This is a genomic window from Polaromonas sp., from assembly GCF_012927485.1.
GTDB lineage: Bacteria > Pseudomonadota > Gammaproteobacteria > Burkholderiales > Burkholderiaceae_C > Polaromonas.
This window is the reverse complement of sequence record NZ_JABBPC010000012.1, coordinates 1-24,124: the sequence shown is the minus strand read 5'-3', so window position 1 is coordinate 24,124 and position 24,124 is coordinate 1. Positions and strand designations below refer to the sequence as shown.

The following is a 24,124-nucleotide window of genomic DNA, read 5'->3' as shown; positions in this document are numbered from 1 at the left end:
CTCAAACCATTAGGTAATAAACGGCTAAATTGAACCGCCTATTTGGGGCGAAATGCCCCCTCGGAAACCCTAGGGTCTTGCAGGTGCTGTCGCCGGTTTAGATGGCCGGCCGGGTGCTTCCGGGGTTAGCGGCCAGCCAGTACTTTTGCCAGCGTGGCGCTGTCTGCATTGCCGCCGCACAAGGTGGTTCCGACGACCTGTCCCTTCAGTAAGTGGCGCTCCTGCATGGCAGCGGCAAAGCTGGCGGCGCCCGCGCCTTCGGCTATGTTGTGGGTGTCGGCGTACAGGTCGCGCATGGCTTGGGCGACCTCGTCGTCGGTCACTTGCACGATTCGCTCAAGGTGTGGGATAAGAATGTCGAGTGCCGCCTGGTCCGCCCTGCGGCAGGCCAAGCCGTCGGCCAGTTGCGTGGTCACCGGCGCTTCCACCACTTTGCCTGCTGCCAGCGAGTCGGCGTACGTGGTGGCGTGCGCGCTTACCACCCCGACAATACGCACCGTGCGCTTTAACGCCAACTTGGCGGCAATGGCTGCGCAGGCACCTGAGCCCATGCCGATCGGCACGTAAAGGACATCAAGTTGCGGCACCGCTTGCATGAATTCCCACCAGTAGGTGGCTACGCCGCGCAGCAAATCGGGGTGGAAACTGGGCACCATGTGTGCGCCGCGCTCGGCGGCCAGTTTCATGGCGAACTCTCGACTTTCCTGAAAGTCCTGCCCATGCTCCACCAGCGTCGCGCCGAGCGCACGCATGGCCGCATTTTTTTCTGGCGAATTGCCAAGGGGAACCACGATGGTGCAAGCTACGCCGTGTGCGCGCGCCGCCCACCCTATGCTTTGGCCGTGGTTTCCACGCGTCGCGCTGATCACTTCGGTCGGCAACGCATTCAATTGTTCAAGCGCATCAAAGTAGGTGAGTCCGCCGCGGATCTTGAATGCGCCGACCGGGGTGTGGTTCTCGTGTTTTATCCAGCAGTCAGTGCCGAGCCGTTGCGAAGACAGGCCCCAACGGTACTGCGGCGTCGCCTGAAATTCACGGTACACCACACGCGCCGCCTGCTCAATTTTCTTCAGGCTTGGCAGGGCTGGGTGCATTTAGATTCCGTTGGATTCAAGCGTGACCACGCCGCGCGGCGTCTGCAATGTGGCAATGAGATTGGGTGGGTTCTGGGTCACGTCAACAGCGGTCAGTCCGATGGCTTCATAGGCCGCATGCAAGGCGTTGGGCCGCGGATGATGCGCCTGTAGCGACAGCAACTTGACACCCGACGGCGCCATGCTCTGCGTGGGGTGCTTGCCGCTCCATTCGATCAGCGTTGGCAGCGCACCGAAAAAGAGTCGCTGCCCATCGTCCCGGACGGTGATTTTCCAGGCCAGCAGGCCTTGCGACGTCGGGCGCGAGGCGGCCAGCACCGCGCCGCGATCCAGTCCCAGGCGGGCCAGCGCGCGCACGCCGACTTGCGCCTGGGGGGTGCTGGCCACAAAGTGAACCAGTTGGGGGCCAGTTTTTCCCAATTGCGCCTGCAACGCCGCGTCATCCAGATCAAACCAGCGTTTTGCGCCTTCAGGGCGGGCGCAAGGCGCGCCCGAATGTATGGCAATCACTTCCAGGTAGGCCTGCGGAAATGCGGCTGTAGCCACCTCAAGGAGGCGGTTGTGCGTGCCCATCAAGGCGTGCTCTCCACCCAGCCCGGGCGTGATCCCGAGCACGTCTTCACACCACTGCACCCCCTCGGCCAGAGTGGCGGCCCCCACCACCAGGTGGTCGACTTGAGAAGTCAGCGGCAGGGAAACGCCGTGTGAGAAGACTGCAGCTTTCATAACTTCAATCGGTTATAGCGTCACCACACCGTCAATGCAGGTCACCGCTTCACCCCCGACCCAAACCTGGCCCTGCGCATCGCGTGTGAGGTAAATCTGCCCTGCGCGCTCCAGGCACGCGCCTTGTGATGCTACGTAGCGTTCAGTGAGATGTCCGTCCGCCATCAGCCACTGCGCCAGACTGGCGTTGAGGCTGCCGGTTACGGGGTCTTCATACACACTTGTGGAGGCGACGAATGCCCGTACTTCCAGGTCAGGCATCCCCGTGGCGGCTACTGCTGAATGACCGGGCGGGTCGAAGGCGCGCGCTTCGCGGTTGGCGCGTGCGATCAGCGCGGGGGTTTCCGAGGGGGCGTAAAGGGCAGCAATACCGACGTGGGTTTGCAGTGCCTGCAGGGCGAGGTGGTTAGGTGCCAGCCGCAGGACGGTTCCCGGGCTGTCCAGCAGCAGGCCGAGCCAGACGGGTCCGTTATCCAGCAGCTGCGCAGCTAGAATTTGGGACGCTTTCAAACCCAGAGCGCCCGCGATTTGCGCCAGCAAGACGGGGCTGGGCGCCGAGCGCTTGAGTGGCGGCGCTGCAAATGTCAGGCGTTGCCCCCCGATGTCACGGGGCTCGCGGCGAATCCTTACCAAGCCCAGTTTGCATTCCTGCACTATCAAGTCTTTAGCGTGTGGCTTTCCGCCGGCCTGCAACCAGCTGTGACAACTGCCCAGCGTGGGATGGCCGGCGAAAGGCAGTTCGCCGCCGGGCGTGAAGATCCGCACCCGGTAGTCAGCCGATGCATCGGTAGGCGGCAGCAAAAACGTGGTTTCTGACAAATTCGTCCAACGTGCAAAGCGCTGCATGGCTTCGTCCTCTAAACCGCTACCGTCCAGGACTACGGCCAACGGGTTGCCGAGATAAGGCGTTCCGGTAAATACGTCGACTTGTTTAAAGGGGCGTTGCTTCATGACGTTTCCTTCCGCATTTCACGAATGGCTTCGGCCAGCGCAGCAATGCCGAAGTTGATTTGATCCACGCTGGAGGTGACAAAAGACAACCTTAGCGTGCGGGCGTCGGCCTTGTCCGCATAAAACGCCCAGCCAGGGACAAAGGCCACATTGCGCTCCACGGCCTTGGGCAGCAGGTCGATAGCGTTCATGCCTTCGGGCAAACGCACCCACAAAAACATGCCCCCGGCGGGGGTGTTCCATTCCACACCCTCGGGCATGTCACGCTTCATGGCGGCCAGCATGGCATCGCGCTGCGACTTGTACAGTGCGCGTATGGTGGGCACGTGGCGGTCTAGAAAACCGTCCTTCATCACCTCGGCCACCATGCGCTGGTTAAAGCCTGGACTGTGCAGATCGGCCGCCTGCTTGGCCTGTAGCAGCTTGGGATAAAGCGATGGCGGGGCCACCATAAAACCAAGCCGTAGGCCGGGTGCGAGCACCTTTGAAAATGAGCCCAGGTAGACGCAGCCTTCGGGGTTGCGTGCCGTCAGCGGAAGCGGCGGCGGCGTATCGAACCAAAGGTCTCCGTAGGGGTTGTCTTCAACCATCGGCAAGCCCAGTTGCGCGGCTTGTTCGCTGAGCGCTGCCCGGTGCGCCTCGGTCATCGTACGGCCAGTGGGGTTTTGAAAGTTGGGCAGCACGTAAAAAAACCGCGCGCCAGCGGCTTTGGCGCGCAAATCAGCCAAGTCAACGCCTTCGTCGGTGCTGGCTACGCCGACAATTTCCGGCTCCATGGGCGTAAATGCTTGCAGGGCGCCCAGGTAAGTCGGCGTTTCAACCAAGACGCGGCTGCCCTCGTCGATCAGTATTTTGGCGATCAGATCCAGCCCTTGCTGCGAGCCGGTGGTGATGAGTACTTGCGCAGGATCTACTTTCCAGGGCAGACCCGCTGCCACCATCTCGCGTAAGGTGGCATAGCCCTCGCTGGCCGCGTACTGCAAGGCAGCGTGGGCGTCTTCGCGCAGCACTTTTTCGCAGGCCGCTGCGAAAGCGCTTACTGGAAACGTTTTAGGCGACGGAAGTCCGCCAGCAAAGCTGATGATGCCGGGTTTCTCGGTAACCTTCAGGATTTCGCGGATCACCGACGGGTTCATTTTTTGGGCGCGTCGCGCTTGTGTCCATTTCATTTATTTTCCTTATTGCGGGCCACGAAAGGTCGCCCAATAATGCTATAGCCCAGATTCCAAAATCTTAGGTCTCTACTGCCGATTTCCCCAGGTCTGGGCGCTGACCGGCATCTTCTTGCCAACAAACACGGTGGCGATCACGGCCAAACCAAAGCCGACCGTCATCATGTCAAGTTGCTCTCCAAGCAGCGGAACTGCAAACATCATCGATAAAAACGGCTGAACCAGTTGCACTTGACTAACGCGCACCGTGCCTCCCAGCGCCAGACCGCGATACCATGCAAAAAATCCTAGCCACATTGAAAATAGAGCGACATAAGCAAAGGCCCACCACGCGCTCGCTTTGAGGGCTGCAGTGGGCCAAGTTGCTCCGGCCAGAGGCAAGGTCAGCGGCAGCGCCAACAGCAGTGCCCAGCAAATCACGTGCTCAGCCCGCATATGGTGCGACAGCCGCCCGCCGTAGCCGTAACCGACGGCGGCACACAGCATGGCGGCCAGTAGCAGAAGGTCCGCCCTGTTGATCGACAAACCGTTGGCTGCGCTGCTCGAGTGGAGCATGGCGAACGCCACGACCAGCGCACTGCCGACCGCCGCGCACCACCAAAAGCCCGCCGACGGGCGCTGGCGATGCAGCAGCGCGCCGACTGCGGCGGTGGCTAGCGGCAGCACGCCTACGATCACACTGGCATGCACGGCTTCAACATGACGCATCGCTATGGACGTGAACAGTGGAAATCCAAAAACCACACCGCCCGTTGTGATGGCCAGCGGTGGCCAGTCTTTTCGCCGGGGAAAAGGTGCCCGTGTCGTGATCAAAAATACAGCTGACAAAGCAGCTGCCACAACGGCCCTGCCCATCGCCAGAAAAACGCCTGACATTTGGGGCACCTCAGGCGTACCGACGGCCAATCGCGTCATTGGAAGCGTGACTGAAAAAATCAAAATACCCAGCAGCCCGAGCCAGAGGCCCTTGCTGATGTTGGCGGGGCTGTGGATCATGCAAAAAGCATCCAGATGGCGGTGAGCACCAGCACGCCCGCCATGACACGGTTAAACCACGCTAGCCTGCGATTGGTGTTGGCAGGCCCACGTAGCCAATCACGCAGCAGAGATCCCATCAGCGCGTAAGTGAGGTTGCTTGCAAAAGCATAGACCAGCATCACGGGCAGTACGACGGCAAGGCGCACGGCGGGGTCGGTGCGTCCTGCGATCCAGCTGCTCACAATTGTCAGCGCCAGCATCCACGCCTTGATGTTGACAAACTGAAGCGCTACACCTTGCTTGAAGCTCACGGTCAGCGGAGCGGCGTCGGTTTCACCTGGCGGGCGCGACCGATAAATCTTAAAGGCCAGCCATAGCAGGTAAGCCACGCCGATCACTTTGACGGCCCAGCTCAGCGCGGGCACGGCGAGCAGCAAAGCGCCCAGCCCCATCGAACACACCAGCAGCAATGCGCACCAGCCTACTGGAACCGCGAATATGAAAGGCAGGGCAGGCCGCAAGCCGTGGTTGGCTCCAAGTGCCGTAGCCAAGGTGGTATTGGGTCCGGGCGAGAAGCTCATTGCTGTCGCGAGCAGGAGTAACGCCGTAAATTCTTGCCAGTTCATGGTGTATGACTTTATAGTCGAAACCAGCACACTGGCAATACAGTTTTAATTACAAATTTCAGAACTGTATTGCTTGCTTTGTCAACACACAGACAAGGCAAGAGCCGCACCAGTAACCCGTTATCAGGACCCTCCATGTTAATGAAAACCGCTTCGCAATCTTTGACCGAACAGCTTTGCGCCCGGTTTGCTGAGCGTATTCGCAGCCGCCTGCTGGCGCCTGGTGCGCGGCTGCCATCCGTGCGGTTATGCGCCGAACAGCAAGGCGTGAGCGTGTCCACGGTCGTTGCCTCGTATGACCAATTGCAGGCGCAGGGGCTGGTGGTGGCGCGCAAGAATCGAGGATTTTTCGTCCGGGATTCATCGCCAAATTTGGCTTTTGTGGGCAGTAGCAGGGCTCAAGCAGCCATAAAGCCGCCAATAGCAATTGGGCCAGTGGATGCCAGCACGTTGATTCGCGGCATGTTCTACAAGGTAAGCGACAAGCCGCAGCCGGGTATGGGGGTCTTTCCGCCGGATTGGCTGGAAACCAGCTTTATGCCGGCGGCTGTTCGCAAGGTGACCAGTGCCAAAGCACTCCGGGAGTTTTCACTCCAATACGGCGAGCCTCTGGGCGATGCTGGCCTGCGCCGAGCGCTTTCGCAAAAGCTCGGCGCGCTCAGCGTGCACGCGGTGCCCGAGCAGATCATTACCACCGTTGGGGCGACTCATGCGCTGGATATCGTCAGCCGCACCTTGCTGCGACCCGGCGACTGCGTGATGGTCGAGGAGCCCGGTTGGGCGGTGGAGTTCGCACGGCTCGATGCGCTCGGCATGCGCATCTTGCCGGTGCCGCGCCGGGCAGAGGGCCCCGATCTTGAGGTGATGGCTCAATACTGCCAACTCCACCAGCCCAAGCTGTTTGTCAGCGTCAGCGTGTTCCACAACCCCACGGGTTACTGCCTGACCCCCGGTAGCGCCCACCGCGTGCTGCAGCTTGCGAACCAGCACAACTTCCATATTGTTGAAGACGACACCTACAGCCATCTGGCGCCTGAGCATGCCACCCGACTGTGCGCACTCGATGGTCTACAGCGCACCATTTACGTCAGCGGGTTCGCGAAAATTCTGGCGCCCGGCTGGCGGGTGGGTTTTCTGGCCGCGCCGCCCGACATGGTGGAGCGCCTGCTCAATACCAAGCTGCTGGCTACGCTGACCACCCCCGCGTTGCTCGAAAAAGCGCTGGCCTGGTGCATAGACCAGGGCCAGCTACGACGTCACGCAGAGCGCATCCGCACGCGTCTGGAGCAAGCCCGTGCCCGCAGCGTCAAGCTTGCTCTGGCGCACGGCTGCACCTTTGCGGCCGAGCCGGCCGGCCTGTTCGGCTGGGTCGAGACCGGTGTGGACACTGACGTTCTGGCGCAGCGCGTGCTGGATGAAGGGTATTTGATTGCGCCTGGCGCGCTGTTTCACGCGGTACGAAAGCCATGCACCTTGATGCGTATCAATTTCGCAACCACGCAGGAATCAGCATTTTGGTCGGTGTTTGCACGCTTGCGCGATAAGGTCTGACAGGCCCGGGCCGTGCAGCCTGAGCTTAAAACTACTTTAGTTTTCTAGCAGAATAGATACGGACGCAGCGGGCTATTTTATGAATGGCGATTCAGTCCACTACCGGTGGAATTTCGTGTCGCCAAATGAGGCCGATTTCTCTGATCGACCAAAGATACGACCTTAAAAAATAGAAGACTGACCGCTTCAAGTCCACTTTGCGGATTCTTCCACTGTGGGCCTCGTTGGGGTCAGGGTAAACCATGCGAACGTCGTGCAAATCTTCGCGTTGACCCGTCTTTTATCGCGTCGTCCCATCCCTGACTGCGGGCGGCGCTTACAGCACCACAACGGATGATTTGAGATACGTTTAGTTGCTCACAGACGGCTAAGAACGGTCTTTACGTTCCGCCGAACCAGATTATTCGTTCTGGTTTTAAGTAGCAATAAGTTACATTAAATTAGTATGACTAGATAAATTTAGCAATTGCTGAGTAATTTTTAACGCTGCATCGTTATATTCCAGCTTTTTCCTGTTAACGGCGTGTATTTCTGTTGCTTTAATTGTTGTATGAAATATATAGTTACCATCAAGAAGAGAAAAAATATTACGGAGTGCAACTGATTTTTTGATGGAAACGCGCTTCAATTTAAGCTAAATCCACCAGCGGTAACAATAAGATACATTCATATGAAGCAACTTTTTCACCTTTTCGTTTTCGTGTCGAGCTGGTTTTTGGCACAGGCACTGCTGGCCCAAAGCCCGACAGTGACCTCTCAGTTACTGGCCCAGCGCGTGGAGACGGTGGATGGAAAAACCATCCTCAAACCTGCTTCCGAAGGCAAGCCGGGTGATGCTATCGAGTACAGCGGCACCTATCGAAATGGCAGTGCTTCGGGGGTGGAGAAGCTGCTGGCCACGATACCGGTGCCACCGGGGACCACCTTTATCGGCGGTAGCGCTAAGCCCGCGCAAGGTGAGGCCTCAACTGACGGCACGCGTTTCGCGGCAATGCCATTGGTGCGCGTGGTCTCGCAGCCCGACGGCAGCAAACGCAAAGAAGCCGTGCCGTTGTCGGAATATCGCGCCCTTCGCTGGGAGGTCGGCACGCTCAAGCCTGGCGGTAGCGCTCAGGTCAGCCTGCGGGTGCGAATTGATGAGCCGCCCGCCACGTCCAGCGCCAAGCTCTGAGGCACCCCAATTTCCCTGTGCCGTAGCGCCGATCCAGACTGCTTTGCGCTGCTTGCCTTTATTTGTTGTTAGTCGTTGATTCCTCGTCATTACGAAGTCAGTAGAGAAACCCACCATGCACGCTATCCCCTCGAGTCCCCGGCCCCCAAGGAAGTCCCAGTTTTCCATTAACTGGCTGGGGTGTTTTGTCGTTGCTGTTTTGCTGGCCCTGGTCGGCATGGTGGCCCATGCCGCACCGCCGCCAGCGGGTACCTCTATCAGCAACCAGGCCTCAGCGACCTATACGGATGCGTCGTCGGTTTCCCGCACGGTGACCTCTAATGTGGTTCAAACCACCGTGCAGCAAGTTGCCAGCCTGACTTTGGCTGCGCCTGGCGCACAGACTGCCACCCCTGGCAGCGTGGTGTATTACCCGCATACCCTGACCAACACCGGGAACGGCACGGACACGTTTGGCCTCTCGGCAGTGAGCGCGGCCTCACCGTTTCAGATGGCAGCGGTGCAGATATTCGCCGACAACGGCAGTGGTCAGCCCACTGGTCCGGCGATTACCGCCACCGGGCCACTCGCGTCGGGCTCGGCTTTCAAATTCATCGTGAGCGGCACGCTACCTGCCACCGCGACGGCGACACAGACGAACGTGATTACGGTGACTGGTGCAAGCCTGTTTACCCCGGCGCTTAACGCGACCAATCTTGATACCACTACCGTCACCACCAGCGCGGTAGTCACCTTAACCAAGGCTGTGAGTGTCTCCAGCGGTGCTGCAGGGTCGGGGCCGTACACCTACACGCTGACTTACACCAATACAGGTAACAGTACCGCTACCAATGTAGCCATCTCGGACGTGCTTCCCGCCGGCATGGCGTATGTCGGCTCCTCTGCCCGTTGGAGTGTCACTGGGTCCACAGCGGCCATTGACACTGGCACTGCAGTTGGCACAGCGCCCAACACAGTCGTCTCGTCGTACACCGCGGCCAGCAAAACTTTCCTGGCAACGCTTAACCAGGTGACGCCGGGGCAGTCGGGCACCATCAGCTTTCAGGTGAGTGTTGCTGCCGGCACTGCGCCCGGTATTCAGAACAACACCGCGACTACTTCGTACAACAACGGTGCGACAACGGTAACTGGATCGTCCAATACCGTTCCCTTTACCGTTACGCAGACTGCTGCCGTAACCCTCACGGGCTCAACAGTGGCGGGCCCTGTGGCACCAGGCTCCACGACGAGCTTTACCAATTTGGTGAAAAACACCGGCAATGGCACCGACACGTTCAACATCACCCTGGGCACCAGCAGCTTTCCATCGGGAACGGCTTTCCAGTTGTTCAAGAGCGACGGTCTTACTCCCCTGGTGGATACCAACGGCGATGGCACCATCGACACCGGCCCACTGGCTCCTGGCGCCAGCTACAACGTGATCCTCAAGGCCACACTGCCGCCCAACGCCACCAATGCAGGCGCGCCTTTTAACGTGAGCAAGACAGCGACCTCTGTGGTCGATCCGACCAAGACGGCTACTACGACAGACACGCTCAGCGCCATCGCTGGCGCTTCAGTGGACCTGACCAACAACGCGGCCGCTGCGGTTGGCGTGCCCGGTTTCGGCCCTGGCCCAGGCGTGCTTGCCGTTGCCAACAGCGTGAATCCTGGTAACACCACGGTCTTCACCTTGTTTGCCAACAATACCGGCCCTTCGCCTGACAGCTACAACCTCGCTGCGAGCGTCGATTCTGCTTTCGGCAGCCTGACTTTACCTGCAGCCTGGACTGTCACATTCAAACTGGATGGCGGCGCGGGAAACTGCTCCACCACCGGGGCGACCATCACCAATACCGGCTCGGCGCCAGCGGGTGGCAATGTCAAAGTTTGCGCGGTGGTCACCGTGCCCGCTTCAGGGACTGGCGCCGCAGCGGTTACCAGCGACCTGTACTTCCGCACGTTGTCGCCCACCTCTGGCGCGGCCGATACCCTGCACGATGCAGTGACGGTCAATGCCGTGCGTTCCATCACCATCACGCCAAACAGCATGGGTCAAACCTATCCTGGTGGTTCGTATGTTTACAGCCATACGCTCACTAACACGGGCAACGTGGTCGAAGGCAATGGTTTGTCTAGCGCGCTGGCCCTGGTCGCTGTCAACAACCAGCCTGGCTGGACCTCGGCGATTTACTACGACGCCAACGGTAACGGCGTGCTCGATGCGGCTGATTCGCAGATCACCGGAAATCTTAGCGCTGTGCTGTCTTCTGGCCTCGCTCCCGGCGCATCTATCACCCTCTTCACTAAAGTAATTGCGCCGAGCGGTGCAGCGCTGGGCGCAGTCAATGCAACTCTCCTCACGGTGACCACCGGAAACGTCAGCTACACCACCCTGGTGCCGGTACCGACCGCAGTGACTGACAGCACCACGGTGATCGCCGGGAACCTGACGCTTAACAAGGCCCAGTCTACGGACGCTTTGTGCGCGGGACCGACGGGCTCCACCACCTACACGCCTGGCAATTTGAGTGCCAAGCCTGGCCAGTGCGTGCTCTACCAGATTACGGTGACCAACGTCGGCTCGGCCAATGCCACTAGTGTTGTGGTGTCGGACTCCACACCCAGCTACACGTCGATGAAGGGCTTGGCAGCCACTTCATTGGGCACCGTGACCGCTCCCGGAGATGGGACGACAGGATCGATCAGCGCCACCATTGGAATTTTGACGCCCAGCCAGTCGGCGGTGGTGACTTTCGGCGTAAAGATTGATCAGTAAACACGCCAAAAGCGATTCAAGACAAAAGGGCAGAACGCTCTTTGCGGGTGGGGATGAAAGTCTTCGCCCGCCAAGCGCAAGCCACTCACCTCCCCTAACTTGAGGCGTTGTCATTCAAGTCCTTTACCGCCCGCTGCACGCGCTGCTCGCTGTTTGCCTGCTGCTTTGTGCGGTAGCGGCGCAGGCTGTCCCTGCGACGGCGGGAACGGTAATCAGCAACACGGCAACGGGTACTTTTGTCGACTCAGCGAGCGGGCTGCGCGCAAATTTAACGTCGAACACGGTGACCACGACTGTCACGCCGCGGGAAGCGCTCACCCTTACAGCCAGCCAAAATGTGTTGATTTCTTCGGGGGCGGCGTTCACCATCAGCCACACGCTGAGCAACACAGGTAACAGCACAAGCACCTACGGGGTCACTGCCAGTGCGGTGTCGGGTGTTGGCTTTACGCCCGTCAACCTGCAACTGGTGCGCGACACCAATGCCAATGGCCGGGTTGACCCGGGCGAGCCCATCATCCCCAACGGGGGCACCCTCACCCTGGCACCAGGCGCCAGCGCCAACCTCTTGCTAACGGGTCTGGCGCCAGCCGGGGCGCTACCCGGGCAGGCTGCGCAAGTCGTGCTCACGGTGGTTAGCCAATTGCAGACCGTCAGCGCAAGCAACACCGACAACATCAGCCTGACGAACGACGCTGCAGTGCAGGTAACGCTGGCGGCGTCAACCGCCATCACCGCGCCAGGTGCGGGGGTGACTTTCACAGCGACTGCCCTGAATAACGGCAATGCAGCGGCCAATCCCAGGGCGGTCACCGTGGACGGCGCGCCTGCCAACCTGATCGTGTTGCGTATTCCCGCGCTGGCCAATGCCAGGTTTACCGCCGTGCAGACCTCAACCAGCGCAGGCGCCCAAACGCTTTACCACGTGCAGGGCTCGGTAGCCGATAGCTATGTCAAAACCTTGCCGGCGGGTGCGGTCGCTGATGTAATTGGCTGGGGTATCGCCAGTTTGCCTCAGGGCGCTAGTTTGCAAGGCCAGTTCAGCATCACGGTCAACGTCAACGCGGCGGGTAGTCTTTCCGGCACCGCGTTTATCGACTGGAGTCAGCTCGTCACGCCGTTAACGACGGTGAGCAACACGGTGCGGCTCTCGTTGCCAGAACGTGCGCCCCGCATAGTGTTCTACACCGATAACACCTATACCCGACCTCAGGCCGACACCACAGCAGGCGCCCCCTTGTTTTTGCAAGTGGACGTCGGTGCTTGCAACGTAGATCCCATTCGGGTCAATACGGTCGAAATTTCCCTGACGAGCCAACTCACCGGCGATACCGAAGCCTATTTGGCCGTGGAAACTGCCGCCAATACCGGGCTGTACCGCGTTTTGCCGAATGTAAAAACCGCAGATGCCACGGGGAGCGTTGTGACTTCGGGCAACGGCATCCTTGAGGTATTGCGCAACGATCAGGTCACGGCAACCACGCGAGGGTGCGGTTCCACGCCGGTGTCTGCCACCACCTCGGTACTCATTGATCCTTCCGGGATTGTCTACAACAGCACCACCAATCAGCCGCTACCGGGCGTGACGGTGCGGCTGATTGATGTCACCGGCGTTGGCAATGGAGGCAACGCGGGCGGGGCGGCATTTGTTTTCAAAGAAGACGGGGTGACGCCTGCGCCCGCTGAATTGGTGACAGGGGCCGACGGCGTTTATGCCTTTCCGCTGGTCTTGTCCAGTACCTACAAGTTACTGGTTATTCCCCCGACCATTCTGACGTTTCCATCGAAGTTGCTTCCCAATGCGCAACCAGCCGGGCGGCTGATTGATGCGCAAGGCTCCTACGGCCGTAATTTCATTGTTGACAGGGCACCGGTGAAGTTCGATGTGCCGCTAGACCCGGGTGCGACGGGTGGATTTTTCATTAACAAAACGGCGAACAAAACCACGGCCGAGGTGGGGGACTTTGTGGACTACACCGTCAAGGTCAACAATGTCACGGGGGCGCCCTTGCCGAGTGTCGTGATCCACGATCTTTTACCTGCAGGTTTTGCCTTTGTAAAAGGCTCAGCGCGCCTCAACGGCGCACCACTCTCCGATCCATCTGGCGGTACGGGCGCAAGTATTAACTTTGGGCTCGGGCTCGTCGCACCGGCCGATCAGCCCACGCTAAGCTACCGCCTTCGCGTTGGCGTGGGCAGCCAGGGCGGCAATGGCATCAACACCGCGCAGGCCGCCAGCGGCAGCATACAGTCCAACACTTCCAGCGCGCGAGTGCAGGTGGTGGGCGGCGTGTTCTCCACCAAGGGCTATGTGATCGGCAAGGTATTCGCCGACTGTCGCAAGGCCGACCCAGCAGACAGTGTTCAGGAAGCAGGCTACCTGGGCATTCCCGGCGTAAGAATTTACCTGGAGGATGGCACCTATGCTGTCACTGATGAAGTAGGTAAATACAGCTTCTACGGCTTGAGCCCGCGTAGCCATGTGGTCAAAATCGACAGCACCACGTTACCCGCAGGCGCCACGCTTGAGCTGCTGAGCAACCGAAATGCGCTTGACCCTGGCAGTCAGTTTGTCGACCTTACCAACGGTGAACTGCACAAGGCCGACTTCGCCATTGCCGAGTGCAGTCCCGGCATTCGTGACCAGATTGCCGGGCGTCGCAGCGGACTGAGCAAGCCCTCGGAAATACTGCGCGCAGCGGGCACGCTGCTGTCGTCCGGCAACAGCGTTGCAACCGTGGATGCGCGTACTTTGCCAGCCAGTGGCACGATCGGTCTGCCGGGAGCGCTGCGGGGAAAAACCAGCAGTGACGGCTTCGTGCCGCTGGCCGGCGCTTCAGCGCCACTCCCGAGTTCGGCCGCATCGCTGGGTAAGTTGGGCGCAGTGGGCGACATCGGCGGTCCTTACGCGCCCAATGCCCAAGGCCTGCCGAAGCCGATCTTCACCCCGAGCAGCGCGCTGCTGCAGGGTGCCTCCGCTGTGGCATCGCCGCTAGCCAGCGCTAAATTGGTGCCAGCGCTTGAGCCGCTGGAAGACTTGTTGCAAGGGCTCGGACCGGATGTCGGATTTATCGGCTTGCACGGCGACCAGGTGTTGACCAGCGATCAGACGCGCGTGCGGGTCAAAGGGCCGCTGGGTGCCAGCTTCGAACTTTTTGTCAACGACCAATCAATACCCGTCAGCCAGGTCGGCAAAAAGAGCAGCCTGGAAAAGACGGCCACAGTCGCCTGGGAATATATCGGAATCAACCTGAAGCCCGGCCGCAATACGCTCAGCGTGCGCGCGGTGGATACCTTTGGGAACGCGCGCGGCAAAATGCAGATCACGGTGTTGGCACCCGGTCCGCTCGCAACCATTCAGATTGAGTCTCCGCCACAGCCCGTGGCGGACGGGGCCACTGCAATACCGGTGGCGATCCTCCTGCGCGATGCGCTGGGTTTGCCGGTAGCGGACCGTACCCAGGTCACCTTGCGCGCCAGCCTCGGCCAGTGGTTAACGCCTGATCTCGATCCGCAGCAACCTGGTACCCAAGTGTTTGTGGAAGGCGGGGAAGGGCGCTTTTTGCTGCTGCCTCCTGCCCAGCCCGGCAAAGCGGAGCTGAGCGCCACCAGCGGCACCGTCAAGTCCAACGCCCTGGTGGAGTTCGTGCCCAATTTACGGCCCATGATTGCCGCCGGTTTGATGGAAGGGACCCTCAATCTGCGCAACCTTAATCCATCCGCCTTGCAGCCCGCGCAAAGTGGCGATGTGTTCGAGCGCCAGATTCAGAGCACCTCACGCAGCTTCGCGGGCGGCAAAGGGGATGTGGCTGCGCGTACGGCGCTGTTCCTTAGAGGCAAGGTGCTCGGCTCCTCTCTACTGACGCTGTCCTATGACTCGGACAAGCCCTCGGACACCACCTTGTTCCGGGACATTCAGCCGAATCAGTTTTACCCGGTGTATGGCGATTCGTCGGCGCGCGGCTTTGAGGCCCAGTCCACCGGAAAACTGTATGTGATGCTGCAAAACGGCAGTAACTACGCGCTGCTCGGCGACTATTCCACCCAGAGCGAAAATCAGGCGCGCCAGCTGACGCAATATTCACGCGCACTCAACGGGGTCAAGGGTCGTTTACAGGAAGGCGCCATCACGGTTGAGGGCTTTGCAAGCCGTACCTCCAGCACGCAGGTGGTTCAGGAATTCCGGGCCAACGGCACCTCTGGACCGTTCCGGCTGAATATCAACGGCGTCGTCAATAGCCAACAGGTAGAGGTCATTACGCGCGATCGCAACCAGCCCTCCGTCATTGTCAAAGATACACCGCTAGCGGCATTCACCGACTACGAACTCGAGCCTTTCTCCGGCCAGTTGCTGCTCAAGAGTCCCGTTCCCAGCGTTGACGCCGACCTCAATCCGGTCTTCATCCGGGTGGGATACTCCGTTGATTCCGGCGGCCCGAAACATTCGGTCGCAGGCGCCGACATCACGCTTCAGGTCAATCCGAGCATGGTCCTGGGTGCTACCGCCATCCGCGATGCCGACCCGACCAATAATCAAAACCTGACCGGACTCAATATGACGCTCAAGCTGGGCGACAAAACGGTAGCTGTTGCCGAAGTCGCGCGAAGCAGCACCGACCTGCAAGGCAGCGGTGCGGGCCAGCGAGTGGAGCTGCGCCACGAAGGCCCAACGCTGCAGGCGCGGGTCTGGGGTACCCGAACCGACGCGGGTTTTTACAACCCGAACAGCTTGCAGTCGGCTGGGCAATCGGAATATGGGATCAAGGCGGGCTACACCCTCGACGAAAAAAATCGGCTGGTGGCGGAAGCCCTGAAAACTACCAACAGCGTCACCGGAGCCGATCAGAGCGGCTTGGAGCTCAAGCTGGAGCACAGCTTTCTGGGTAATTCAAAACTTGAAGTGGGCGTGCGCTACAGCCGCGCGAACGCCTATTCGGTGCTGTCGGCCTTGCCTTTGCCGGGTGCGTTGGTCCCGCTGGCTCCCTCAGCAGCGGCGCTCGCAACGTCCTCACCTTCGCTCGGCACCACCAGCGCGCGCGTCAAACTGACCGTGCCAGTGCCCAACCTGCCACAAGCCGATGTCTACGGTTTAGCTGAATACGCTGTCGATGGGAGCGGTGGGCGCGAAATCGGCGTCGGTGGTAACTATGCGATCAATCCTGCGACGCGACTGTACGTTCGCCACGACTTCATCAACAGCCTGAACGGTCCCTACACCCTCAATCCGGCGGTATCGCAGTACACCACCGTGGCGGGCCTCAACACCGAGTTGTCGGATAGCACGCAGTTGTTCAACGAATACCGGATGGGCGACAGCATCAATGGGCGCAGCAGTGAAGCCGCAGTGGGTTTGCGCAGGCTTTGGCGACTGGATAACGGGCTCGGGGTCACGGGCAGCTTGCAGCGCATCAAACCCCTGTCTGGCGCGGTTAGCGACGATTCCAGTGCCGTAACTTTAGGGGTCGATTACACCGCCGCTGCCGATTGGAAGGGCTCCGGGCAGATGCAATGGCAAACCTCCACCTCGTCGCGCAGCTGGCTGGTGACCGCCGCGCTGGCCAACAAGCTCGATGCAGACTGGACGTCGCTCAATCGCGCCCTCTATAGTGTGCAAAGCAACCTGGCAGAAGGTGGTGGCGAGCACAGACTCGTCACTGCACAGTCTGGCCTGGCCTATCGCCCGGTGCAGACCGATGTATGGAATGCGCTCGGCCGCGTCGAATACAAGCACGATGCCGACAGCACGCTGGGCGTCGGCCTGAACCGCGATGAATCCGACTGGATAGTTTCCACGCACCTCAACGTTCAGCCCAACCGCCGCTGGCTTATGAACGCGCGTTATGCGGCGAAGTGGGCCACCGACCGCTCCAGCGGTATCGAAAGTCATTCGTTCACCCAGCTGATGGGGGGTCGCTCTACCTGGGATCTGACGGATCGATGGGATGTCGGGTTGCAAGGCTACCGAATGTGGGGTGACGGCGCTGCCGAAAACGCCGTGGGCCTGGAAGTGGGCTACCTGGCGTGGAAAAATTTGTGGCTTTCACTGGGCTACAACTTCAAAGGCTTCGGTGCTGCTGACCTCGCGGGAGAGGCCTATACCCAACGCGGGGTCTACTTGCGTCTGCGCTTCAAGTTTGATGAAAACCTCTTCGCGTCGAATAGCAATGGCGACAATGCTGGGCCAGTGTCTGGCAACACAGCTGCGACCCCGAACAAAGCAAAATGAGCTCCCACTCAAATTTTCTGAAAATCCGTCAAACAGGGCGTCAGGTTTCGTACCGCCACCTGTGCCTTTCCGCTGTTTTATGGTTCTGTCGGCGGGGGGGCGGCTTGCTGCTCGCCGGTTTATTGGGATTTGGAAGCAGTACGGCGCTGGCCGCGGGGGGGTCTTACGCCACAAATAGTACCTACGCCCAGAGTCTCTGGTGGCTGGACTTTGCCGGTTATAACGACGCCACAGCCGCCGGCGCGGCGGGCCAGCCCTACAGTTTCACCTTGCCCAACGGGGCGGGGACGCTCACCATGACGGTTAAAAAAACAGGTCCGGGTGTGCTGACCGCCTCTACTCTGCCCTCATGGACGGGAGGCGGCGCCTTTGGCAATGGCGCATACAACGGTATTACCGGGAGTCCAAGTCTCTATTGGTCGACGGGATTGAGTTCTGGTGGGACGGTCACGGCGAGTCTGACTTCATTGGTCATGAAGGATGCCGCGGGCAACGTACGAAATCTGTCTCTGGCCGCCGCTGACGGCGAAAAAACCGATGGCAATGGGTCGGTTGAACAAATTGTTTACAGCAGCACCGCCGCGTGGAATCAGATTGAAAACGTGATTGGCTACCCTGCCTATAACGGCGGGCCGGTGGTGGTCACTGGGATCGGTTCGGGATCAGTGACCGAAACCGGCCCCCCTACGGGGGATAACAATTTCAACGGTTCCGTGATTTTGGCGACGCTGAACCCGACTCAGGTGTCCACCGCATTTACCGGCAACGAGGCGGCGGTGTTTGCAGTTTCACTGCCCAAGATCACGCTGAATCTGGTGATCTCGGGGCGGCTTAATGCCGCTGATCAGATGACCGCCAGTGTGGGCTATTCCGCGCCTTATACCAATGTAAATAGCGCCACGACCAGTGGCACGGGCACTACGGCGACAACCGGAGCGAACGCCGTCATTGGTACCAATAACATCACCCTGGGCGCAAGCATGGCGAGTGCCAGTGTCTCGGCGCTGTCCAGCTACAACGGCAACATCTCTTGTGCCAACAGCGGGCCGGGTGCCACGGGCTATGGCGGCGTGAACACCGCGCTCCCATCGGGTGCAGGCACCAGTTTCACCCTGACCCCGCAAATCGGGGATGCGATTGCCTGCACCCTCACGCTGACACTCAAGACGCAAACCGTGGCGGGCGCGGTCTACAACGACGCCAATCACAATGCGAGCCAGGACGTGGGCGAAACGGGTACGGGTGTGTCGGGTCTGTACATCAAGCTTGCGCCGTCTTCGGGCGGTGTGTGCTCCGGACCTGCCACCGCATCAGCAGCCGTCAATACTTCCAACGGCGTCTACAGCCTGCCCAATGTTGCCCAAGGCAGCTATTGCTTGATTCTTAGTACCAACAACACCCTGGCGGACATTTCCGCGACCCTTCCTTCGGGCTGGATCGGAACGCAAAATCCGAGCGGCGTAGTCCAGCTCAGCGTCATCGGCGCGCCTCCCTCACCGCAAAACGTCGGTTTGTACAACGGATCGAAGCTCAGCGGCACTGTTTTCGCCGATACCGGCGCGAATGCAGGGGTGGCCAACAACGGGGTAAAAGACGGTGGTGAATTGGGTATCGCCGGTGTCACGGTGAACGTCAGCGCCGGCGCGACCACCGTCGCCAGCGTCAACACCGCTGGCGACGGCAGCTATGCGCTGTGGCTACCCGCAAGCGTCAGCGGTGCGGTCACCATCACGCCTGCAGCGCCAAGCGGGTATTTGGCCACCGGCGGTTCGGCGGGTAATACGAGTGCTTCAAGTGGTATTTACAGTCGACCTGGCGTGAGTTATCTGCCCGCCGCAGGGCAGATCTACAGTGGCGTGAACTTTGGCCTGGTGCCGTCCAATACCCTGGCCCCCAACGGCGCACAGACGGCGCAACCAGGCACTGTGGTGTTCTACGCGCACACCTTCCAGGCCGGCAGTTCGGGGCAGGTTACCTTCTCGCTTGTCAATGCGGCCACTCCGGCTAGCCCGGGCTGGAACCAAGTGCTTTACCAAGACAGCAACTGCAATGGCGTCCTGGATGCCAACGAGCCGCAGATCGTTGCCGCCGTCAATGTGTCTGTTGGACAGACGCTGTGCTTGTCCGTCAAACAGTTCGTGCCGGCAGGCGCTGCTTTAGGCGCGCAAAATATCGTAACCCTTAACGCAAGTTTTAGTTATACCAACGCCACCCCGGCCCTTTCAAGTACTGTCAGCGCCAGTGACATCACGACCGTCGGCCAGGCGGGTGCGTTGGCTTTGAGCAAGCTGGTCAGCAATCAGACGCAAAGCCTGGGACCAGCTACTGCGGTCAATGCCACTCCGGGCGACGCCCTCCAGTACACCCTCACGGCGGTCAACAACGGCGCCCAGCCTTTGTCCGCGCTGGTTATCAACGACACCACCCCGGCGTTCACTACCTATGTATCGGCGGCGTGCCCCGGTGCATTGCCAGCGGGGATCACAAGTTGCAGCACAAGCACGCAGCCTGCGATAGGCGGGCAGGGCAGCTTGCAATGGACTTTCACCGGATCTCTGGCTTCGGCCACGCAGCTAGTGGTGACCTACCAGGTCAGGGTCAATCAGTAAGGCTTGATGTCAATGCCGTCGCTGAAGGCGTCCATTTCAGCGCGGAGGGAGACCGCAAACTCACCCGAAAACGTGAAGAACTGGCTTGGTCGTCACAGCATCTCATCGGGCGCAAACGGTCCTATCAGCTTGAGCAGAAGCCTCAGTCCGAAGCTCGCGTCTGGCTCGACCCTGGAATCTTTTAGAGCAGAACTTTTTGGCGCATGCCAGAGCAGGTCACCGTTCACCAACTCCACTTGGTAGGAGCCGCCTGCCAGTGCGGGCTCTATCATGCGCGTCGCCTCAGCTGACAAGGCACGGTTGCGAATGGCGATGCCGACCTCGCTATTTTGCAGTTGAGAGCGCAAATCCAGATTCATCGAGCCCACCACCAACAGTCGTCCGTCCACCACCACCACTTTGGCGTGCAGGCTGGCGCGAGAGCCGCCAATTGAGCCGCCTAAAGATCCTGCTGCGGAGCCGAAGTGGGCAATGGTGCCCTTTTGTTCGGCGCGCATCTCATAGATCTCAACCCCCATCGCCAGCAGCGGGTTGCGGTAACGCGCATACCCCGCGTGTGCGGCCGGTGCGTCATTGGACGCCAGCGAGTTGGTCAGGACGCGAACGCGCACGCCGCGCTGCCTCAGGTCGGCAAACTGCTTCATCATCGGCTCGCCCGGCACAAAATAAGGCGAGACGATTAGCAATTCGGTCTGGGCCTGCGACATAAGCTGAAGCAAGCCATCAACGGCGGTGTCCTGCGATTCACCGACAGCGTCAGCATCGGCGGCAATTTTGGAGGGTTTATCCACCAGCATGACAGAGGGCGCCCAGGTCCATGTCAGCAAGCGCAGGTCGGTGGAGTCAGGTAAGACAGGGAGCGCGGCGGCAAAACCATCGGGTGAAAGGGTGATGCGATCCATCGACGTGCTTGAAGTGCTCGTCGCAGGTGCCGTCTGGGCGGGGTCGATCGTGTTGGATTGAGGCGATTGCGGTCTAAGGGCGTCAATTTCCTTTTTCGTCATCAGCGATTGCACCGGGTAGGCCAGCGGGTTGTTCCAGTAGAGGTCAAAGCTGCGCGACAGGTCGCGCACGATTCGGCCCGACGCCAGGAGATCGATATCGACAAAGTTGGTGCCTTCGCTTTGGCCAAAATAGGTTTGGCCCAAATTGCGACCGCCGGTAATGGCCACGGCGTTGTCGGCCACAAAAATCTTGTTGTGCATGCGCCGCTGCATACGTGCAACGTCCTTGAGGTTGCTCAAAATACGAACCAGCTGGGAGCTGCGTCCGCCCGGAAGAGGGTTAAACAGGCGCAACTCGATATTTTTCTCAAAAGCCAGCTTCAGCACTTGGGCGTTTTTGCCAGAAGTGTTGAAGTCATCCAGCAAGATGCGAATCCGCACGCCCCGGCTGGCGGCCTCGCGCAAGGCGTCAAGCATGCGCTCGGTGGTGTCGTCGGCAAGGATGGCGTAATACTGGAGATCCAGTGTTTTCTGCGCAGCCTTGATCAGCGCCATGCGGCTGGTAAAGGCCAGCTCGGCACTACCTACCAGGGCGAAGCCCGAATCGTTGCGAGTGCTCGCGCTGGCGGCCCGTGCCGCCACGAGTTGACCCAGCCGTGTGTCAGAAGGATTCGCCAACGCCGTGGAAATCGGCCTATCGACCTCGCTGGGTAGGGAGGCACATCCTGCGACCCAGAAGCTCAAAAGGAGCGCGCTCAGCCACGTCAAGCGCGCCGCGCCGCGGGGCGCTGACGACGGAGCGAAAGAAGCGAGGCGAAGCCCGGTGGCAGGAGAGATCATGGTGAGATGACTTTAGCTTAAGACAGAAGTTTTTGAGGAGTCAAAGCCAGGCAAATCTGCCTCCTATCAAATGGGCGTCCGGCCTAACAACGCAAGCGGGCGGTTTGAGATCCGTTCAGGATGACAAGGTTTCCCATCGTTGCAGCGCTGTCATCAATTCTTCTTCAATTTTTGTGTTGCGCGCCGTGAGTTCAGCCGCCCGTTTGGCGTTGCTGGTGTAAAGCGTCCCGTCAAACAACTCCTGCTCGATAGCTTTTTGCTGCGACTCAAGCTGTTGGATGAAGGTCGGCAAACCGTCAAGTTCGCGCTGCTCCTTGTAACTCAGTTTCCTTTTTAATAGCTGCTCACGGCTGCCCTGATTCGGCTCGTCGCCATTCTTGCCTGGATTTTTTGCTTTTGAGATGGCGACGGGGGTTTTGGCGCTGCCGGTAATTTGGGCGGCCCGCTTTGATTGGGTAATCCAGTCCGTCACGCCACCTTCGTATTCCCGCCAAAAGCCAGGGTTTTCGGGTGTGCCCTCGTAGGCGATGGTGCTCGTGACGACGTTGTCAAGAAAGCGTCGGTCGTGGCTGACGAGGAACACGGTGCCTTCGTAGTTTTGCAGTAGGTCTTCGAGTAGCTCCAGGGTGTCAATATCCAGGTCGTTGGTCGGCTCGTCCAAAACCAGAACGTTGGCAGGCCGTGCAAACAGGCGCGCCAGCAGTAGACGGTTGCGTTCGCCGCCGGACAGTGTGCGGACCGGGGAGTTGGCTCGCGCGGGCGAGAACAGGAAGTCGGTGAGATAGCTCTTGACGTGCTTTTTTTGACCGTTGATCTCTACCCACTCACTGCCTGGACTGATGAAATCTTCCAGCGTGGCGTCGAGATCCAGTGAGTCACGCATCTGGTCAAAGTACGCCACCTGCAAATTGGCGCCCTGGCGTATCTTGCCGGGCGGCGTGGTCACGTCAGGTTGTAGTTCGCCCAGAATGAGCTTGAGGAGCGTCGTTTTACCGGCCCCATTCGGGCCGAGCAGGCCGACCTTGTCGCCTCGCAGCAGCGTACCGCTGAATTTACTGACGATAATTTTCTCGGCGCCTGAATGGCCAAAGCTTTTTGACACATTGGTAAGTTCAGCGACGATCTTGCCGCTTTTCTCGCCGCTGGAAACATCTAGATTAACGCGGCCGACTACATCGCGCCGCGCCGCACGGCTTTCGCGCAAACCCTCAAGCCGGCCAATGCGAGCCACGCTGCGGGTGCGCCGCGCTTCCACCCCTTTACGGATCCAGATTTCCTCCTGCGCCAAGAGCTTGTCGGCCTTGGCCGAGATGACCGCCTCCTGCGCCATCTGCTCTTCCTTCTGAATCAAGTACTGGGCAAAATTTCCGGGGTAGCTTCGCAGCTTGCCGCGGTCCAACTCAACGATAACCGTAGCGACCTGATCCAGAAAGGCCCGGTCGTGGGTGATGGTGATAATGCTGCCGTTGAAGTTGACCAGCAGCTCTTCGAGCCAGGCAATCGAGTCGAGGTCGAGGTGGTTGGTCGGCTCGTCGAGCAGCAGAACGTCTGGCTTGGCGACCAGGGCTTGCGCCAACGCCACGCGTTTCTTCGTCCCCCCCGATAGCGAGCCGACGAACGCATCTTTGTCCAGGTGCAGGCGGTGAAGGGTTTCTTCAACGCGTTGTTCCCAGGTCCAACCATCAAGCGCCTCGATTTCAGACTGAAGGGCGTCAAGGTCAGTGTGTTCGTCAGCTGCCAGGTACAGTTCGACCACGTGCCGGGTTCTAGCCAGTCCGGCGCTTGCTGCGATGAAAACAGTAGCGTGTGGGTCCAGGCTCGGCTCTTGCGGCACGTAGGCAATACGCAGATTCTGCTGCAGCTGCAACGTGCCATCGTCGGGCTTTTCTAGACCTGCCAGAATCTTTAAAAGGGATGACTTACCGGTGCCGTTGCGGCCGATCAGGCCAATACGCTGGTTGGCTTCAAGTGAAAAATCTGCGTGATCCAGCAGTGCGACGTGCCCAAAAGCGAGTTGAGCGTCCAGTAAAGTAATAAGTGCCATATAGGGCAGAGATTATCCCGGTGTCGGAGTTGGACGACGGACCGCCAGGTTTTAGGACTTTCCGAAAACGTTTTGGATGCGCAGGCAGGCAAGCGGGGACAGGCGGTAGTACGCGGCATCCCAGTCTGGAAAAGGGCTTGAATCGCAGGCAGCCAGGCACCGGAATCCAGATGGGTTTTCGATTTGAAATTTCTTTTCCGGGGCGCGAAAACGGTGCTATGATTTGCGGCTCTGCTGAAGACGAAGCTTCTCGCAAACACTGCAAGAAGCCAACCGGAAAGCAAAGAAACTTGAAAATAGTTTGCCGGTGATGAAAAAGCCGGTATATAATTCGAGGCTCAGCTGATCACAGCGAAGAACGAAAAAGCAGCGGCAAATAGCAGCTGTCAAGTAGTTGAGATCATTAAAAATTTACAGCCGATAAGTATGGGCGT

13 protein-coding genes are annotated in these 24,124 nt (G+C 59.6%); 5 read left to right on the top strand and 8 right to left on the bottom strand.

Features of this window, described 5'->3' with window-relative positions; translation table 11 throughout:
• Positions 1-125: 125 nt before the first annotated feature.
• The 6 genes from HHJ16_RS04240 to HHJ16_RS04215 form a co-directional block, all read right to left on the bottom strand.
• Positions 126-1,094, bottom strand: coding sequence for a threonine dehydratase (locus HHJ16_RS04240; RefSeq protein WP_293640985.1), 969 nt, complete (start codon positions 1,092-1,094; stop codon positions 126-128).
• Positions 1,095-1,820: a VOC family protein gene (locus tag HHJ16_RS04235; RefSeq protein WP_293640982.1), complete on the bottom strand. Its 726-nt coding sequence runs from the start codon at positions 1,818-1,820 to the stop codon at positions 1,095-1,097.
• Positions 1,821-1,832: 12 nt separating this feature from the next.
• Positions 1,833-2,771 (bottom strand): PhzF family phenazine biosynthesis protein, encoded by a 939-nt coding sequence (locus HHJ16_RS04230; RefSeq protein WP_293640979.1) that lies wholly within the window; start codon positions 2,769-2,771, stop codon positions 1,833-1,835.
• Positions 2,768-3,940: a PLP-dependent aminotransferase family protein gene (locus tag HHJ16_RS04225; RefSeq protein WP_293640976.1), complete on the bottom strand. Its 1,173-nt coding sequence runs from the start codon at positions 3,938-3,940 to the stop codon at positions 2,768-2,770. The genes HHJ16_RS04230 and HHJ16_RS04225 overlap by 4 nt, the downstream gene beginning before the upstream one ends.
• A gap of 72 nt (positions 3,941-4,012) precedes the next feature.
• On the bottom strand, positions 4,013-4,939 hold the full coding sequence (locus HHJ16_RS04220) for a DMT family transporter (RefSeq protein ID WP_293640974.1): 927 nt from the start codon (positions 4,937-4,939) through the stop codon (positions 4,013-4,015).
• A complete protein-coding gene (locus HHJ16_RS04215) occupies positions 4,936-5,547 on the bottom strand; it encodes a LysE family translocator (RefSeq protein ID WP_293640972.1) in 612 nt (203 codons plus the stop codon). Before HHJ16_RS04215 ends, HHJ16_RS04220 begins: the two co-directional genes overlap by 4 nt.
• Positions 5,548-5,682: 135 nt before the next feature.
• On the opposite strand from HHJ16_RS04215, the gene HHJ16_RS04210 reads away from it, so the two are divergent.
• From HHJ16_RS04210 to HHJ16_RS04190, 5 genes are all read left to right on the top strand, one after another.
• The gene (locus HHJ16_RS04210; RefSeq protein WP_293640970.1) at positions 5,683-7,098 is read left to right on the top strand and encodes a PLP-dependent aminotransferase family protein; all 1,416 of its coding nucleotides are present in this window, start codon (positions 5,683-5,685) and stop codon (positions 7,096-7,098) included.
• A gap of 670 nt (positions 7,099-7,768) precedes the next feature.
• Positions 7,769-8,269 carry a hypothetical protein gene (locus HHJ16_RS04205; RefSeq protein WP_293640967.1) on the top strand — a complete coding sequence of 167 codons (501 nt, stop codon included), beginning with the start codon at positions 7,769-7,771 and terminating at the stop codon, positions 8,267-8,269.
• Positions 8,270-8,384: 115 nt separating this feature from the next.
• Entirely contained in the window at positions 8,385-11,027 is a 2,643-nt protein-coding gene (locus HHJ16_RS04200; RefSeq protein ID WP_293640964.1) for a hypothetical protein, read from the top strand.
• A gap of 283 nt (positions 11,028-11,310) precedes the next feature.
• Positions 11,311-17,253, top strand: a complete 5,943-nt coding sequence (locus tag HHJ16_RS04195; protein ID WP_293640961.1) for a hypothetical protein — start codon at positions 11,311-11,313, stop codon at positions 17,251-17,253.
• Positions 17,250-19,862 carry a hypothetical protein gene (locus HHJ16_RS04190; RefSeq protein WP_293640958.1) on the top strand — a complete coding sequence of 871 codons (2,613 nt, stop codon included), beginning with the start codon at positions 17,250-17,252 and terminating at the stop codon, positions 19,860-19,862. The genes HHJ16_RS04195 and HHJ16_RS04190 overlap by 4 nt, the downstream gene beginning before the upstream one ends.
• Before the next feature lie 92 nt (positions 19,863-19,954).
• Here HHJ16_RS04190 and HHJ16_RS04185 read toward each other — a convergent pair whose 3' ends face one another.
• Both HHJ16_RS04185 and HHJ16_RS04180 read right to left on the bottom strand, forming a co-directional pair.
• Positions 19,955-21,646 carry a phosphatidylserine/phosphatidylglycerophosphate/cardiolipin synthase family protein gene (locus tag HHJ16_RS04185; protein ID WP_293640955.1) on the bottom strand — a complete coding sequence of 564 codons (1,692 nt, stop codon included), beginning with the start codon at positions 21,644-21,646 and terminating at the stop codon, positions 19,955-19,957.
• A gap of 115 nt (positions 21,647-21,761) precedes the next feature.
• Entirely contained in the window at positions 21,762-23,690 is a 1,929-nt protein-coding gene (locus HHJ16_RS04180; RefSeq protein WP_293640952.1) for an ATP-binding cassette domain-containing protein, read from the bottom strand.
• Positions 23,691-24,124 lie beyond the last annotated feature (434 nt).